Below are 16,421 nucleotides of genomic sequence, written 5' to 3'. Positions count from 1 at the left end.
CCATGCTTTACTTGCTATGCCTACAAAACAGGTTAGGGGATGCCTCTGATGCATCAAAACATGCCATTAGAGGCTCGTTGTAAATAGAACCGTGGAATAAATGCGGAAGTTATTAAAGTACCTAAAAATCGGTGCTTATATTTTGAAAATTTCGGGACATTTTCAAAAATGCTTGACATTAAATTAAATGATAGCCTTTTAGTTAAAATAAATTTGTTGGTGGTAAGTCAGAAAAATTGTTTTATTCTGACGAGGTATTTGCAATATAGTATATGTATATGTTCCGCCAGCAAATTACTCGTCCTGAGTACTATAAATAAAAATGGACATCGAGTCCATTTTTATTTCTGACAGTCCAGTAGGGCTGTCAGATTAATAGCTGGGTTCGGCGTCCATGCCTCACTACTCCACATATACATATACTATATTGCTTGTAGTCTTGTAGTATAGGTTACAAAACATTTTTCTTCTGATGTACATAATTTTTGGCTAATACAAATAGGCGATTAAGATCTACGCACTTACGAAGGAAGTAAAGGGGTATGTGAAGTCGCAAACCATGGACAGTGAGCCCAGCAATTAATCTGACAGCCCTACTGGACTGTCAGTAATAATGATGGACTCGATGTCCATTATTATTTATAGTAAACATGGACGTTTAACTTGCTGGCGAAACATACCCCTTTACTTCCTGACCGTCTACGAGGGAGGTAAACAAACCACTAATTCCAAAGGCTCCTCCATATCATTTTTCCATGTGAGTACTTTAGCTTCATAAGGCAGGAATAATTCATCCCCTTGGTTTAATTCTACTTCTTCCCCGTTACATAATAATTTTCCCTTACCTTTCAAAACTACTACAACGGCAAAATTATTGGCTTTATTGAACGATAAGGTTTTTTTGACCAATATTTTTTCCATACTAAATAGTAGAGTATCTTTTTCAGAAATTAGGCTAATGACAGTAGCATCATCATTATCTAATAGAGTATTAGGTTCTAGTTTATATTTTTGTGTAATACTTTCACGGCTCAACCCCTCAAAATTAAAACAATCAAACATTTTATCGAACCCTAATCCTTGATGGCAGGAAAAGTCATCTATTTCACGACCATCTGGGGCAGTCTTTTCTACTCTTATTGTATAATCTGTAGGTTCTTGTATTTCTATAAGAAAGCAACCAGAACCGATAGCATGAGGGACTCCTCCTTCGATCAGGAATACGTCGCCTTCTTTTGCTGGAAATTTATGCATTGAGTTTTCTAGAGCTTTTATGTCCTGCTTCTCAAATAGTTTTTTATACTCTTCTTTTTTGATACCTTCCTTGAATCCTATTAGTATATAAGGCTCTTGACCGTCAATATTTCTTCCTCCTATGATATACCAAGCTTCTGTCTTACCGAATGGTGAATTGAATAATCTTTTTGCAGTTTCTTTATTTGGATGTACTTGGATTATCAATCTTGAATAGGCGTCTAGAGCTTTTACCAGTATGGCTAAGCTGGTACCATATTCTTTGTAGTGCTTAGCTCCTAGAAAATCCTTTGGTGATGATTCAATTACTTCTTTTAGGGTAACAGTCTTACCTTCAACCAATAATTTACTCAAACCCTCTTTATCATTGATTTCTTCGCTTCTTATATTAATTGTTGAAGCAATCCATCTTTCTCCATAATGATTATCCCTAGGGTTATCGTTTCCTTCCCATTCATCAATAGATTTTCCACCAATAAAAGGTCTATATACCCTGTTACTAATTAATTTTAGGGGTGTTTTTGATAAATTTTTGTAATCCATAGCTTCCTCCTTACTCGAATAGATACTCTATTTTCAGTTTTCTTATCATGGATACGATTTCTTTGGTTCTACGTTTCTGGAATTTCTTTAATAAACTAGTAATCTGAGATTTAATGGTTACTACTTCTACATGTCTTAGCTTCGCTATTTCAGAGACTCTCATGTTCATCAACAATAATCTGATAAGCTCTCGTTCAGTTGGTGTAAGTCTTGAAATAATATCAAATATAAAAAGTAGACTTTCTTCATTACGTTTCATTCTAGAAAATTCATTTCTTATCTTTTCAGCAATATTGGAACGAATAACTGATTTACCTCTTACTGCGTTTCTTATGCTCTCTAGGATTTCCTCATAAGGTGAAGATTTTACAACATAATCAACTGCGCCTGTGGCAAAAGCATTAAAAACAGTCTCATCATCTTCATGGATTGTAAGAAATACAATAGAGATATCAGAATGGTATTGTAGAATACTTTGGGCTGCTTCTATTCCATCATGATATTTTTCCATCTCAATATCCATTAATATGACATCAACTTCTTCATTATCTGCTATTTGAACTACTTCTTTTCCACTGGCGGCTGCACCAACTATAGTCATATCATCCTGACCATTAATAAGATTACAGAATTCTTCTCTCAAAACTTCAATATCTTCTGCAATAACAACATTTATTTTATGTGACATGTTCATCATCCTTACTTGTCATTACTTAACGTCAATTGAATCTTTACTTAATATTACCTTAGCCATATTCTAATATTAAAGGAATAATAAATTATCATTAGTAAATCAAGATTTTGAATCGTGTATTTTCTTATCAGTTTTATAGATAGGTAAAAATATAAAAAAAGTTGTTCCTTCATTCACTTCACTTTTAGTCCTTATATAACCAAATTGGGATTTAATTATCTGCTGCACATAAGAAAGTCCCACACCCCAGTTATAATTTGTATTCTTATTTGTATAGAAGGGATCAAATATTTTATTTATGTTTTTCTTTTCGATTCCAATACCATTATCAACAATTTCTATAACACACCAAGTACTTTCAAAATGGCAATCAATAATCAATTTTCCTAGTTCATGGTTATTTTTGGCTTTAATAGCATCTATACTGTTTTTTATGACATTATATATTGCTTCAGTGAGATGGGCGATATCAGCTAAAATCATCTTATCTTCAAATTCTTTTACTAGTAAAAATATATCTTCTGGAAATTCCTCAGTTTTATCTAAGGCATATTTAATTACTTGTCTAACCGATACAGGTTTAAGCTGCATGGTATTTGATTTGAATGTTCTATATAGTACATCCATTCTAGCTAACATCTGCTCATTCAATTGTTCTAGATTACATATATTTTTTTCGATCTTATCTATATCTAAAGAATCCTTATGTATTAGATTATTAGTTCTTTTTAGAAGTACTCTAGTTGATAATAGTTGATTCTTAATTCCATGAGTAAAGATTCTAGCTCCCATATGTGCAGTTTTTAATTTCCGTTCTAAGAATAGATCGGGTTTACCTATCTGTTCTTCAATCTTAGAATAATTCCATAAAAACACAAAACCGATACCGATAAATAAAACTGCTGTTGTAATAATTATATACCATGGTAATAGAGCCACCGATGATTGTAGCATAGCAAAAGTTGAATAAAGATATCCTAGAGTATTAGGGTCTGATATTTGCATTGTACCAAAAAAACCAAATAAATAAAATAATACATTTATACTTATAAGGGCAAAAAGAATATATTTTAACTGTTTTTTGATATAGGGTATATTAATTTTCCTATATTTCATGAAAATGAGTAAAATACTTATGACCGTATAGATGACGATACCTGTTCTAGAGATTCTATTAAGAAGCAAATAATTATGAACAAAATATTCCCTATACAAATGGGGTTGGTACCCGATAGTATGCATTATAGGAAAGATAGAAACCAAAATGTATAATTTCTTGTTTTCCCTAATACTTTTCTTGAAATAGACTTCTATTGCAAAACATATATTAGAAAAAATAAAAATAGATCTGCCCAATACAATAAACATACTTATTTTATCAAGAGGTATGGTAGAATACATTAAGTTATCCATAATTCTTTTATGCATAAACAGTAGGATATAAACATCCTTTGATACCCCTCCACTTTTAGCATAATAATACATATATCCCAACACAACTAAAAAACACCCGACATACAGAGCAAGCATCCAAAAAGATAACATATTTTTGATCTTTAATAAAAAATAAAACATACAGCCAATTAAGAGAATCAATATTACAATAATCATTTTATTCTCCTTTTTTTTAATCAACCTGCCTTATAATATGATTTCACTTCAAATAAGCATAGACCCTTTAAACAGTATGTTTAAGGGTCTAGATAGATAGAGAATCTATCTTTTATAAGCTTAATTTCTATGAAATATATTATGGGACAGCCCAATATATTTTATGTCAAACTATTTTAATGCATCTTTTATAATATCTGTTTTAACAAAATCTTCTACAGGTACTTGTTCTTCAATCTTGCCTGTCTTCAAGAATAATTTTTCAAGACCTTCAAACCATTTAAGTATATCTCCTGAATCAATGGCTTTTGTTATTTCACTAGATGTCATCATAATCATTTGAGGTACTTCTTTTTCTGCAACCTCTTTCTCAATATCAACTAATTCAACTGTCCAATCGACCATTTCATCAATATTTTCAGCTCTATAATCCATTGCTTTATAAAGACCTCTAACAAATTTTACCACAGTTTCTCTATTGTTTTCAATATATTTTGGTGTTGCTATCCAACTTGATGGAAATACATAATCAGGCATAAAATCTTCATTTTTAGCTAATTCTATTACTTGATCTTCTCCTAGGTTTTCTGCTGCTTTTAGAGTATATGGTGCCCAGATTGCTGCGGCATCCACTTGTCCTGAAATATATGCTGAGACTGCTCCTGCAATATCCATATTTACTACTTTGATCTTATCTCTAGGAACTCCTGCTTTTTTTAATGCTAAATCAAAAACAGTTTCTCCTGAAGTTCCAAGAGGTATAGCTACTTTCTTACCTACTAAATCTTCTACACTCTCGATTCCTGTCTCTTTTCTAGTCAATAATCTATCAGAGTTACCTAATGCATCTATTGCAATCAAGTCTACTTGTCCATCAATTGCAAGGAAATGCGCACCCATACCAATATATCCTACATCTATATCTCCTGAGACCATAGCAGCTATTTCAGGTGGTCCACTTGTAAATTTCACTAATTCTATTTCTAACCCTTGTTCCTTGAACGCCCCTGATTTAATACCTGTAATTATTGTTGATGCTCCACCCATGTTAGGATGATATGCAACTCTTAACTTCTTCAATTTTTCAGGTTCTTCTTCTTTTTCTTTATCATCATTAGCTCCGTTGTCTGCTTTTACAACAGCATCATTAGAATCAGTATTTGTTTCTTCTTTTTTACCAGCACATCCCACAAATAAACTCATCATCAATACCATAGATAACAAAACACCTATTAACTTTTTCATAAATTTAATCTCTCCTTAGAAAATTTATTTTTTAGACTCTAAATATTCTTCATATACTTGAGCCCAAATTTCATTTTTTAATTCATTAAATCTCTCAGTCATTTTTGTTTCTTGTGTTCTTGGATATGGAATATTAATATTAACAATATTTTTGATTCTACCAGGTCTAGCACTCATAATAACCACTCTCTGAGCTAATATAACTGCTTCCTCAACATCATGAGTTATGAAAAAGCAAGTTTTCTTTTCTGTTTCCCATGTATGTAATAATTCACTTTGCAGCTGAGTTCTTGTCTGCGCATCCAATGCACCAAAAGGTTCATCCATCAAAAGTACTTCTGGATTGATGGCATATCCTCTTGCTATGGCAACCCTTTGTTTCATACCCCCTGATAATTCTTTTGGATAAGCATGTAGGAAATCAGATAATCCAACCATATCAATATATTTTAGAGCTTCTTGTTCACATTTTTCTTTTGAATACTTTTTTAGCTTCAATCCGAATTCTACATTTTGCTTAACAGTCAACCAAGGAAATAATGCATATTGTTGAAAAATAACTCCTCTTTCTGGTCCTGGATCTTTTACTAACTCATCATTGACAGTAACCTCACCTGATGATGGATGGTCAAGTCCTGCAATAATATTCAATAAAGTTGATTTACCACAGCCGCTTGGACCAACTACACATACGAATTCATTTTCAGCAATCTGTAAATTAACTCCATTAAGTGCTACTACTTCACCATTTCTTGTATTGAACATTTTCTTAACATTCTTGATATCTACTTTTACATTTGTCTTGTCTCTTGCCATCCTGTTAGCTTCCTTTCTAAAAATAACACAATTTTATCTAACGTGAATCCGATAATTCCAATAACTACTATTCCTAAAATAACTACATCCATTTTTAGATATAAACTTGCTGATTGAATCATTTCACCTAGACCAACTTGCGCCCCAGTTAATTCTGCTGCAACAAGAGTAGTTAAAGAAGCTGCAAGTCCTAATCTCACACCAACTAATATAAAAGGAGTTGATGCAGGAACGATGACTTTAAAAAATATGTCCCTATCTTTAGCACCTAATACTCTAGCGGCTTTTATTAATGTTATATCTACTGATTTTACCCCTTGATAGATAGTTACTACCATCACTAAAAACGAAGCTAAAAATATTACTACAATTTTAGCACTTTCACCTACACCTAATGCAACTATTACTAACGGTATCAAAGCTATAGGTGGAATAGTTCTGAAAAATTGTATCCAAGGTTCTACTAATCCACTAAACTTCGGATACCATCCCATTAAAAATGCTACAGGTATTGCTACTATAAGACCTAAAGCAAATCCAGCTAAAACTCTAAAAAGACTATATCCGATATCAACAAACATGGAACCTTTTCTCACTTGATCCATGAATGCACTAACTGTTTCTGGTGGGCTCGCTAAAAATACACCTACATCAGGTAATGATGCTATTAACTGCCATATAACTATTCCAACTATTACAGAAATAATATTTAAATATTTCTTGTTTTTCATAATTGCCTCCTTAAGCTTCTACTACTTTTAGTCGTTATTGTGTACGCACAAACATTTACTATATTGTTATTATAATAGCTTCTATACTTTCATGTAAGTTTGAAATTTTTTCATACCTTTTTACAATGACTTATTTTTAATATATACTGATATTTAAAAAATCTCATAAAAAAAGTAATTATATAAGCAAAAAACAGTTTAATTTCCACAAACTAAGAAACCAAACTGTTTAATCATTCTTTATAATCTTAACTGAATATATTTTTATATCATTTATTTTTCATTATTATTGTATACTACTTTACCTTCAACTATAGTATAAATAACATTATAATTCTTATCCATAATTACAATATCTGCATCTTTATCTATATCCAAAGAACCTTTATTCTTATCTATATTAAGCATCTTCGCAGGATTGATTGTTATCATTTTTATACATTCTTCTATGGGTAATCTAGTAAATTCCATAATGTTCTTTAGTTCTTGATTCATCGTCAATGTACTACCTGCTCGAGAATCTCCATGAGCTAATCTAGCATCTCCATTTACAACGACAATATCGTTAACTCCCAATTTATATTTACCATCAGGCAATCCAGCAGCCATAACACTATCTGTAATTCCTATTACTTTGTCTATACCTTTTGTTTTAATCATTAACCTCACTATTGCAGGATGTAAATGAAGCCCATCACAAATAGCTTCACAATAAGCATCACTCTCAAGAGCAGCTCCAAGAATTGATGGTTGATGCTGATGCAACTGTCTCATACCATTAAATGTATGTGTAATACGACTAGCTCCCTCTTCTATACACATCATACAATCCTCATATGTGGCACCAGTATGTCCCAAAGAAACCACTACCTCTTTAGATACTGCATATTTTATTAATTCTATAACTCCTGGATTTTCTGCTGCAACAGTAATAGTTTTAATATTATCATCAGATTTCTTTTCATATTCCATGAACTTCTCTACAGAAGAATCAGCAATCAATTCATCTGGCATAGCACCTTTGAATTCACGTGATAGAAAAGGTCCTTCCATATGGATACCTAATATTTTCGAGCCATCTTTTTGCTCTTTCATCATATTTCCTATAATTTCAACTATTTCACAAGTTCTTTCATGAGTATCCGTAAGTAATGTTGGCAAATACCCTGTAACTCCTTTAGTAGCAAAAAATCCTGATAGTTCTTTTAACTCTTCTTTAGTAGCAAGGTTCGTATCTATTCCATTACCTCCATGAGTATGGACATCAATGAACCCCGGTAATACATACATTCCCTCTGCATCTATTACCTGTGAATCTTTTTCATCACTTACATTGAATCCCTGAATCTTACCATCTTCAATTAATACATCTCTCGAACTAATTTTTCCTTTAACTAAAACATTTCCATTTTTTATAATCATTTGGAATCATCTCCAATATCTATTTTAATATAATTGCTTGAGATAGATTCCTTGGATTATCTAAATCTAATCCTTTACTAATAGCACAATAATATCCTAGAAGCTGTCCTGATATTGCTACTAATGGCGTAATTAAATCAGCGTTATATCCACAATCTAACTCAATATAGTAATCGGCATGTTTCTTAGTTTCATTAGTAAGCTTATCTCCGATTATGAATATTCTACCACCATACTCTTTCATTTCTTTCATAAGCATAGCTTCTAATTCTTCGCATTCCTCTGTGATATATTGAGTTATTAATGTTTTATCATCTACTAAAGCCATTGGTCCATGTCTATATTCTAAGCTGTAATAAGCTTCTGAATTGGATATAGCCATTTCTTTAATCTTATTCATTGATTCATTTGCTATACCATATAAGCTACCTTGACCAAGAGTTATGTATAGATCCAGATCTTTGTTCTCTTCAATTATTTGTTTACATATATCATTAATATTATCCATGACCTTATTACAATTTTGTGGCATTTCCTTTAACTTGTCCACTAAATCTTGTTTTCCTGCAACTGTTAAAGCAAGAATCTGATTCATAAACACCATGCTTGTAAATGATTTAGTCATAACTATACTTTTTTCTTTTGCCTTTGGTGATAAAATGTAATAATCATTATACTCTTTACTGTTCTCATCACAAGTTACCGCTAGAGTCTTTACATTATCCAATGATCTTACTTTATTAATAGCCATCTTCACTTCTGTTGTATCACTTCTTCTTGTGATAGGTATAACAAGGCTTTTTTTACCTTTTACATATAATTCTGGTGTTAAATACAACTCTGAACAAGGTACAGCCTTTGCTGTTATATCATTATATTTAGAGAATATAGTTGCTGAAGTCTGAGCTAAATACAGAGAAGTACCACAACCAGTGAAAATAACTTCATCTGGGTTGACTTCACTAAATGCTTTTTTGATTGTCTCCGTTATCACATCTAGAGTTTCCACCACTCCGCTGAATGCTTCTCCTTGTTCAAAAATTTCTTTGATTGTGTGTTGTCCTAATTGTTTTTCCATATTTTTTCCTCCTTGAAAATTAAATATTATATTTACCTAACTACATATATTGAACTTAAACATCTATACATTCATTTTAATAAGTCCAATATATTAAAACTATTATTTATCTTATCTTCAGGCTTAGCCCTTGACAGAACCAGCTGTCAGTCCTTGTATCATATATTTCTGTAAGAATATGAATAAAATGAGTAGCGGTATACTTGCCAGTACAGAGACAGACATAACATTACCCCAATCATAAGATAATTCACCAAGATATCTCATGGATATACCGCTTGATAGAGTACGTATCTTGTCATCTGTAATAAGTGTTAAACAATATAGATAATCATCCCAAGCTATAAGAAAAGTATATAAACCTATTGCTAGAATACCTGGACTACATAGTGGTAAAATAACTTTAAATAATGTTGATAATCTTCCGCATCCATCTATGTACGCTGCCTCTTCTAAAGCTTTTGGAATATCATCAAAAAAACCTTTCATCAACCACATACAAAATGGAACATTAGAAGCAGTTAATGTGAGTATAACAGCAGTTCTTGTATTAAGTAATCCAACATTTTTAAATGTGGAATAAAGAGCAGTAATAATACCGACTACTGGGAAAATTGATACTGATAAAAATGCCATTATCAGAATCTGACTTCCTTTGAATTTAAATCTTGAAAAGGAATATCCTGCTAGAATAGATATAATTATTGTTAAAAGTGTTGTCAAACCAGCAGTTATAAAGTTGTTAAAATAATAAGTCATAAATAACTTATCTTTAAAAATATTTATATAATTACTTATAGTTGGCTTATGCGGTAACCACTCTGGCGGTATTTTATATATTGCAATATTATCTTTAAAAGAAGTTACAAACATCCACAATATCGGACCAACCAGAAATACTAATAATACTACTAGTATTATATAAGATCTCTTTTTAGGCTTACTATTCATATTTTCACTCCTTAATCTCTCGCTGTCTTAAAGACTTTATTGTAAACAATTGAGAATACTATTAAGATTATTAACCATATTGTTGAAACAGCTGCTCCTTTACCAAAGTTCAGATTCACAAAGGAATTCTTGTAAGTCATTATTGCTAGGGTAGTTGTTTTATTTACAGGTCCTCCCCCTGTCATTATCCAGAACAATGGGAATTGCTTAAAGTTAGTAATTATCGAAATAAGTAACGTTGATTTAATTACATTACTTAGCATTGGTAAAGTTACTTTAAAAAAGCATTGTCTTGAATTAGCACCATCTATAGTAGCTGCTTCATACAAATCACTAGGAATTCCCTGCATTCCAGCTAATAACATAATAGTAATAAAAGGTATTTGCCTCCATACTGATGCAGTAACTACGCTATATAGAGCGTATTTCATACTTGCCACCCAATTTATAGGGCTAGAAATTATGCTTAATTTCATCAAAATATAATTAAGTACTCCATATTGAGGCTGAAAAATCCACATCCATAATAAACCGGTAACAATCGTTGGTATGATCCAAGGTAATAGCACAATACTTCTTAGAACAGCTCTACCTTTAACATCTTTATTTAAAATATTAGATAAAATCAAACCTATAACAAATATCAAAGCTACTGTAATTATCATGAATTTGAATGTTGTTCCAATTGCAGTAAATATTTCTCCTTCATCAAATAACTCTTTATAATTAAGAAAATCATTCCAATAATACTCGGCATTAGCTTTTAATTTATAATTAAAGAAACTCATAATAACAGATTTAGCTATTGGAAAAAAAGTTGTAAATCCTACTACTATTATTGCAGGTAACAAAAGCATAATAGCAAATATACGATCATGCTTATCCCTACCCATTTTCTTATAAAAATTTCGAGTAGATTTATGCTTGGCCACACTAGCTTCTTTCATATCAATCAGTCACTTCCTTTGCTAGAATATTTATAACCCATTAATTTATTACCACATTATAATTAACTATAATGTGGTAATAATCATCACCTATCTATTTTAGAACTTGCTTTAACTTGTCATCCAATTTCTTGATAACATCTTCAGGAATTTCATTTCCTATAGTAACCCTTTGTGCTGCTGATGTTATTTCAAGCAATGCATTTTCCATGTTTTCATGTTGTTTTGATAGAGCAATAACTTGTGTCATACTGTCTTTAACTGGATCAATAAAATTATCATTAAGACTAAGTGATTCATTAACTGATTTTCTAGCTACTATGAAAGGTAATGTTGTATTATAATATTCTTCCAAAACTTCTTTTGAAGTAATAAATCTAACGAATTCAGCAGCCTCTTTTTTATGTTTTGAGTCTTTCATTATATGTAATTCATGTGCCGCCAATAAGCTTGCACCATCAGTTGCATCTGTTGCTGGTATCATCGCTACAGCAAGACTATCTTTTATTTCTGGATTAATTCCTACAACACCACTTGTTCCCCAAACTTGGTCAAAATACATTCCTAATCTACCAATGGCCATTAAATTTCTTAGATCTTTTAATTTTGCCGCTTCTGGATTAAGACCTTTTTCTTGTACTTCTTTATAGAATTTTAGAGCATCCAGATTTCCTTTTGTATTAATTTCAACTTCTCCTTTATCGTTATATATGTTTCCACCAAAAGTTAACATTGTACTTAACACGTTTTCTCCACTAACAGGTACAGACGCTGTTGAAGAACCTAAACCAAATACATTATTTCCGTCTTTGTCTTTGAGTTCTGATAATTTATCAGCATATTTTATCATTTCAGCATATGTTTTTGGTGGTGCATTAGGATCTAACCCTGCTTGTTCAAATAAATCTTTGTTGTATACCAGTAGGAAAGTACTGCATATCCAAGGTGCTCCATATAATTTACCATCATTTGACATTGATTCTCTTACACCTTCGTAGATATCATTTACATATTCCGCTCCTAATAGATCATCAAGAGGCTCAATAAATCCTGAATTAAGATATGAACTAAAAGCAGAAGATTCCCCATGTACAACATCAGGTGCATCACCCGAATTTGCTTTAATCAATATTTGTTGTTTAAGATCTCCATAAGGATAACTTACGAACTCTACTTTTATGTCTGTTTTTGCTTCAAAATCTTGTGCCATTTTTGTATAGAATGTTTCAGTTGCCTTTTCTAAAAGACCATATGTTGCAAATTGAATAGTTACTTGTTCATTAGAACTTGAATCATTTCCCCCATTATTACTATCTTTAGCTTTATCATTATCTTTATTTCCACACGCTGCTAAAGAAAACACCATAACAAAAATCAAAATACCCATAGTCATTGTTTTAAAAAACTTTTTAGACATATTAACACTCCTTTTAGTTATAATTTTTAATGATTTATAATGATAGACATATTACTCGTGAATATATCTCACCACATCAAAGAAAGCGTAAAAATATTTTTTGTTTCCATTAACCTGTTATATAAAATTATATATACACTCGTATGTATACACCCCAAAAAAATATATACTTCTACTGTGTTATAGATTTTGTGGTATTGCCAATGATTAAATCAGTATCTATATCTATGTCTTTTACAACTTTTCCTTCTATCTTATCAATCAATAATTCCAAAGCGGCACTACTAATCTTTTTCCTTGGAATCTCAACAGTTGTTAATCTAGGAACCATATATTTAGCTATAGTTGTATCATTATATCCTATTATTGACACATCTGCTGGTACATTAAGATTCAGTGACTTGATAGCACTCATTACTATATAGGCGTGCATATCATCGTTAACTAGAATAGCAGTAGGTCTATCCTTAGATTCGAATAACTTATAACTTTTTTCAAAAACATCTTTGTAACCATTAGCCCCTTGAATAATATAATCTTTATTTAGTTCCATATTATATTTATTATGAACTTCAGCATATCCTTTTACTCTTAAGTCATTATAATCTATGCTATCTTGTTCTTTCAGACTTGAATCCACAAAAGCAATCTTAGTGTGACCTTCTTTAATTAGATGCTCCATTGCTCTAAGAGTTCCTCCATAAATATCTATATTCACAAATGTAATATCCTTAGAAATATTTTCATGTATTCTATTTCCAAATAAAATAGTAGGAATGCCAATATCAGGGAATTTATTTATTAATTCTCCTTCTAAGATATCGGTACTTATTATAGCCCCATCAAATTGTCTGCTTATTAATTTATTAATATACTGTTCATCTCTTCTTGTATTGCAAAAAGAAATAATATAACCTCTCTCATTGGCTATATCTTCCATATCCATTACAATTTTTGCAAAGTGTTCATTACTTATATCATCACATATAAAAGCTATATGATAACTTTTTTTACATTTCAGTCCTAGTGCAACGGTATTAGGGTGATAACCTAATTCTTTTATAGCTTGTAGAACTCTTTCTCTCTTCTCTTGACTTACATATCTATTATTATTAGTAACATACGATACAATAGTTGGTGTTACTCCTGCTTGTTTTGCTACATCTTTTCTAGTAACTCTTTTACTACTCATAAAAAATCGCCCCACTTACCAATACATTAATATATTCTATAATTAATTTAATTTACAAATGTTTTTTGTACATTTTTTTATATAATGTGCTTTTTTGCTTGTAATAGAATGATTATATCACAAATATTATAGTTTGTACACACGAATGTATATATTTTTTCAGCATATTGTGTGCACACCTCAAACAATACTATGAAACAAGTCTTTTGTACCTAATAATTAAGACCCTATATAATATTATTGAAGTTATAAATACAACTGAAAATTTTTATAACTCATTATTATATACGGTCTTTCTATCAATAATTAATATGGTTTCTTTGCTACATATTTAGAAATAGTTATTTTAGCATCATCATGTTCTTGTAAAAAACTAACTGGGAATTTAGCTGTTACCTCACCATAGATAGCTCGTCTTACTACTGCTCTATGCCAATCTCTAAACATATACAGACGTATTTTTTTTGCACTCAGAATTTCCTTCATACCAATGGTAATACACCATTTTGGTAATGACTCAATAGCTCCACCTAATGCACCTGCTGCATTGATGGTTCTAGTTTCTCTTGATATCTTTAGAGTTCTAGTTCCAATATCTCTAAATTCTTGATCTATTATATTTTCACATTCTTCTGGTGGCTCATTAAAAGCAACATGTCCATTAATACCTACACCGCCAAAACATATATCAACTCCACCAAGTTCCTCCATCTTTTCGAATATTTCATTCTCTTTTCCAGGTTCAGGGAAAAATCTGTGGTCTTTGGGAACATTTATATCTTCGTCAATTTTACCATATAATTCTCTATCCATAAATCCTTTGAAACTAAGATGGTCATCTGTATCAATCATGGTCATATCATCATTAAGATATTCATCCATATTAAATATATATACATCATTAAGATTAAGATGATACTTATTAACGATTCTTGCAAATCTTTTATATTGTCCAACTGGTCCTACTGGACAGATGAATACAGTATTTTTACCATTTTCATTATTTTCTTTTATAGCATCAAACATAGCCCATGCCATATCATGATACATATCGTCCTCTGTATCCATTATCTCTAATGGAATCTTACTGTTTTCCCCTAGTTTGTCTTCCCCGATTGTGAAATAATCATTCATCGTTATGCCTCCTTGTAATATTTATATTATTAAAATATATCTTTATAGACTAATGTAGCAGCTGAAACTCCACTTAATATGTCTGCATCTTCTCTATGTACAAATACAGTATCATCTCCAACCAAATTAAACAGCTGTTCTTTTGCATACATTTTGATTCTATCTGTTACATTATCTCTATATCTAAAAAACTCTCCTGAAAGAATAATAATATCTGGATTAAGTATATTAATTAAATTAGAAATCCCAAGCCCTAATGCTTTTTCTGCTTTATCTAATACGCAACTACACAAATAATCATTATTTGAAGCACACTTGTTAATTAGTTCAAATGTAATTTGATTACAATCTTCCTCTACATAATCAGTAATTATACTTTTAGAGCCTTTATTTAATTCATCTTTAACAGTTGTTTCAACTGCCTCTGTACCACAATAAGCTTCCAAACATCCTTTTTTACCACATGTACAGATTCTACCGTTTTGCTCAATCTTCTGATGTCCAATTTCACCAGCTACACTATTTTTTCCTCTTAAGATGTTTCCTTCAACGATAATTCCGCTACCAACTCCATGATTACATATTATGTAAATAATATTCTTGTATCCTTTTCCATAACCATACCAATATTCATCCAATACACATATATTAGCATTATTATCTATATAAACTGGCAGAGAAAAAATTCCTTCAAGATACTTTTTAAGATTAATTTTTTTTGGTTGTCTATTAATGTTAAAATCTATAAGTATGCCTGTGTTGTAATCAACAGTGCATGGAACTCCTATTCCAATTCCCAATATCTTATCTTCACTTAGCCCTGACTGAGAAATTAGGGTTTCTATTATTTTTTCTACATTACCTAAAAATTCTTTTTCTTCTTTTATGTATCTTAAACTCTCTTCTTTTCTTGCTATTATGTTTCTATTAATATCAAGAATTGCTCCTTTTATACAAGTTCGAGTAATATCCAATCCTATACAGTAGAAGGCTTCTTCATTCACCTTTAATAGGACTGGCTTTCTACCTACTGTTGTATTATCAGTTCCAGCTTCACCTGTTTCTATTAAAATATCACTTTTAACTAATTCATCCACTATCCTAGATACTGTAGGTTTTGATAATGATGTATTATTACATGCATCAGTTCTAGATACAGGTTCATTTTCTCTTATATAATTAAGCAGAATCTTTCTATTTCCATCAATAGATTTATTATTTATTGCCACCATATTATTACACCCTTTATTTCACCTTGAAACTATTATTTGCTAAATATCTTAAGTATTACTAAACACCCTATTACTTAATTAGATATTCAACATTATATTATCAAAATATCATATTAAAATATCATTGTCAAGTTAATTTGTTTCATAGTGAAAC

Annotated in this window: 14 protein-coding genes; all 14 read right to left on the bottom strand. The window is 31.0% G+C overall.

Going from position 1 to position 16,421, the window contains the following annotated elements:
* Nucleotides 1-699 precede the first annotated feature (699 nt).
* Nucleotides 700-1,797 carry a type I phosphomannose isomerase catalytic subunit gene (locus ACX6CF_RS17335; protein ID WP_458786619.1) on the bottom strand — a complete coding sequence of 366 codons (1,098 nt, stop codon included), beginning with the start codon at nucleotides 1,795-1,797 and terminating at the stop codon, nucleotides 700-702.
* Between the two features lie 10 nt (nucleotides 1,798-1,807).
* Entirely contained in the window at nucleotides 1,808-2,485 is a 678-nt protein-coding gene (locus tag ACX6CF_RS17330; RefSeq protein ID WP_458786618.1) for a response regulator, read from the bottom strand.
* Nucleotides 2,486-2,590: 105 nt separating this feature from the next.
* A complete protein-coding gene (locus tag ACX6CF_RS17325; RefSeq protein WP_458786617.1) occupies nucleotides 2,591-4,102 on the bottom strand; it encodes an ATP-binding protein in 1,512 nt (503 codons plus the stop codon).
* A gap of 171 nt (nucleotides 4,103-4,273) precedes the next feature.
* On the bottom strand, nucleotides 4,274-5,347 hold the full coding sequence (locus ACX6CF_RS17320) for an aliphatic sulfonate ABC transporter substrate-binding protein (RefSeq protein ID WP_458786616.1): 1,074 nt from the start codon (nucleotides 5,345-5,347) through the stop codon (nucleotides 4,274-4,276).
* Between the two features lie 24 nt (nucleotides 5,348-5,371).
* The gene (locus tag ACX6CF_RS17315; RefSeq protein ID WP_458786615.1) at nucleotides 5,372-6,163 is read right to left on the bottom strand and encodes an ABC transporter ATP-binding protein; all 792 of its coding nucleotides are present in this window, start codon (nucleotides 6,161-6,163) and stop codon (nucleotides 5,372-5,374) included.
* Nucleotides 6,139-6,894 carry an ABC transporter permease gene (locus tag ACX6CF_RS17310; RefSeq protein WP_458786614.1) on the bottom strand — a complete coding sequence of 252 codons (756 nt, stop codon included), beginning with the start codon at nucleotides 6,892-6,894 and terminating at the stop codon, nucleotides 6,139-6,141. Before ACX6CF_RS17310 ends, ACX6CF_RS17315 begins: the two co-directional genes overlap by 25 nt.
* A gap of 273 nt (nucleotides 6,895-7,167) precedes the next feature.
* Nucleotides 7,168-8,316 (bottom strand): N-acetylglucosamine-6-phosphate deacetylase, encoded by a 1,149-nt coding sequence (gene nagA / locus ACX6CF_RS17305; RefSeq protein ID WP_458786613.1) that lies wholly within the window; start codon nucleotides 8,314-8,316, stop codon nucleotides 7,168-7,170.
* Between the two features lie 19 nt (nucleotides 8,317-8,335).
* Nucleotides 8,336-9,394, bottom strand: coding sequence for an SIS domain-containing protein (locus ACX6CF_RS17300; RefSeq protein ID WP_458786612.1), 1,059 nt, complete (start codon nucleotides 9,392-9,394; stop codon nucleotides 8,336-8,338).
* 123 nt (nucleotides 9,395-9,517) lie between these two features.
* Nucleotides 9,518-10,345 (bottom strand): carbohydrate ABC transporter permease, encoded by an 828-nt coding sequence (locus ACX6CF_RS17295; RefSeq protein WP_458786611.1) that lies wholly within the window; start codon nucleotides 10,343-10,345, stop codon nucleotides 9,518-9,520.
* Nucleotides 10,346-10,356: 11 nt separating this feature from the next.
* Nucleotides 10,357-11,292, bottom strand: a complete 936-nt coding sequence (locus tag ACX6CF_RS17290) for a carbohydrate ABC transporter permease (RefSeq protein WP_458786610.1) — start codon at nucleotides 11,290-11,292, stop codon at nucleotides 10,357-10,359.
* Between the two features lie 94 nt (nucleotides 11,293-11,386).
* Nucleotides 11,387-12,709: an ABC transporter substrate-binding protein gene (locus tag ACX6CF_RS17285; protein WP_458786609.1), complete on the bottom strand. Its 1,323-nt coding sequence runs from the start codon at nucleotides 12,707-12,709 to the stop codon at nucleotides 11,387-11,389.
* A 172-nt stretch (nucleotides 12,710-12,881) separates the two neighbouring features.
* Nucleotides 12,882-13,901, bottom strand: coding sequence for a LacI family DNA-binding transcriptional regulator (locus ACX6CF_RS17280; RefSeq protein ID WP_458786608.1), 1,020 nt, complete (start codon nucleotides 13,899-13,901; stop codon nucleotides 12,882-12,884).
* A 306-nt stretch (nucleotides 13,902-14,207) separates the two neighbouring features.
* Nucleotides 14,208-15,035, bottom strand: coding sequence for a sugar phosphate isomerase family (locus ACX6CF_RS17275; protein WP_458786607.1), 828 nt, complete (start codon nucleotides 15,033-15,035; stop codon nucleotides 14,208-14,210).
* 29 nt (nucleotides 15,036-15,064) lie between these two features.
* Nucleotides 15,065-16,267: an ROK family transcriptional regulator gene (locus ACX6CF_RS17270; RefSeq protein ID WP_458786606.1), complete on the bottom strand. Its 1,203-nt coding sequence runs from the start codon at nucleotides 16,265-16,267 to the stop codon at nucleotides 15,065-15,067.
* Between the last annotated feature and the right edge of the window lie 154 nt (nucleotides 16,268-16,421).

This window comes from Vallitalea sediminicola (assembly GCF_054408565.1).
The sequence above is the reverse complement of the archived record's forward strand: the minus strand, read 5'-3'. Positions and strand labels throughout refer to the sequence as shown.

Coding starts and splice junctions, on each gene's coding strand:
- ACX6CF_RS17335 (WP_458786619.1), bottom strand. CDS start 1,797: ATGGATTACAAAAATTTATCAAAAACACCCCTAAAATTAATTAGTAAC.
- ACX6CF_RS17330 (WP_458786618.1), bottom strand. CDS start 2,485: ATGTCACATAAAATAAATGTTGTTATTGCAGAAGATATTGAAGTTTTG.
- ACX6CF_RS17325 (WP_458786617.1), bottom strand. CDS start 4,102: ATGATTATTGTAATATTGATTCTCTTAATTGGCTGTATGTTTTATTTT.
- ACX6CF_RS17320 (WP_458786616.1), bottom strand. CDS start 5,347: ATGAAAAAGTTAATAGGTGTTTTGTTATCTATGGTATTGATGATGAGT.
- ACX6CF_RS17315 (WP_458786615.1), bottom strand. CDS start 6,163: ATGGCAAGAGACAAGACAAATGTAAAAGTAGATATCAAGAATGTTAAG.
- ACX6CF_RS17310 (WP_458786614.1), bottom strand. CDS start 6,894: ATGAAAAACAAGAAATATTTAAATATTATTTCTGTAATAGTTGGAATA.
- nagA (WP_458786613.1), bottom strand. CDS start 8,316: ATGATTATAAAAAATGGAAATGTTTTAGTTAAAGGAAAAATTAGTTCG.
- ACX6CF_RS17300 (WP_458786612.1), bottom strand. CDS start 9,394: ATGGAAAAACAATTAGGACAACACACAATCAAAGAAATTTTTGAACAA.
- ACX6CF_RS17295 (WP_458786611.1), bottom strand. CDS start 10,345: ATGAATAGTAAGCCTAAAAAGAGATCTTATATAATACTAGTAGTATTA.
- ACX6CF_RS17290 (WP_458786610.1), bottom strand. CDS start 11,292: ATGAAAGAAGCTAGTGTGGCCAAGCATAAATCTACTCGAAATTTTTAT.
- ACX6CF_RS17285 (WP_458786609.1), bottom strand. CDS start 12,709: ATGTCTAAAAAGTTTTTTAAAACAATGACTATGGGTATTTTGATTTTT.
- ACX6CF_RS17280 (WP_458786608.1), bottom strand. CDS start 13,901: ATGAGTAGTAAAAGAGTTACTAGAAAAGATGTAGCAAAACAAGCAGGA.
- ACX6CF_RS17275 (WP_458786607.1), bottom strand. CDS start 15,035: ATGAATGATTATTTCACAATCGGGGAAGACAAACTAGGGGAAAACAGT.
- ACX6CF_RS17270 (WP_458786606.1), bottom strand. CDS start 16,267: ATGGTGGCAATAAATAATAAATCTATTGATGGAAATAGAAAGATTCTG.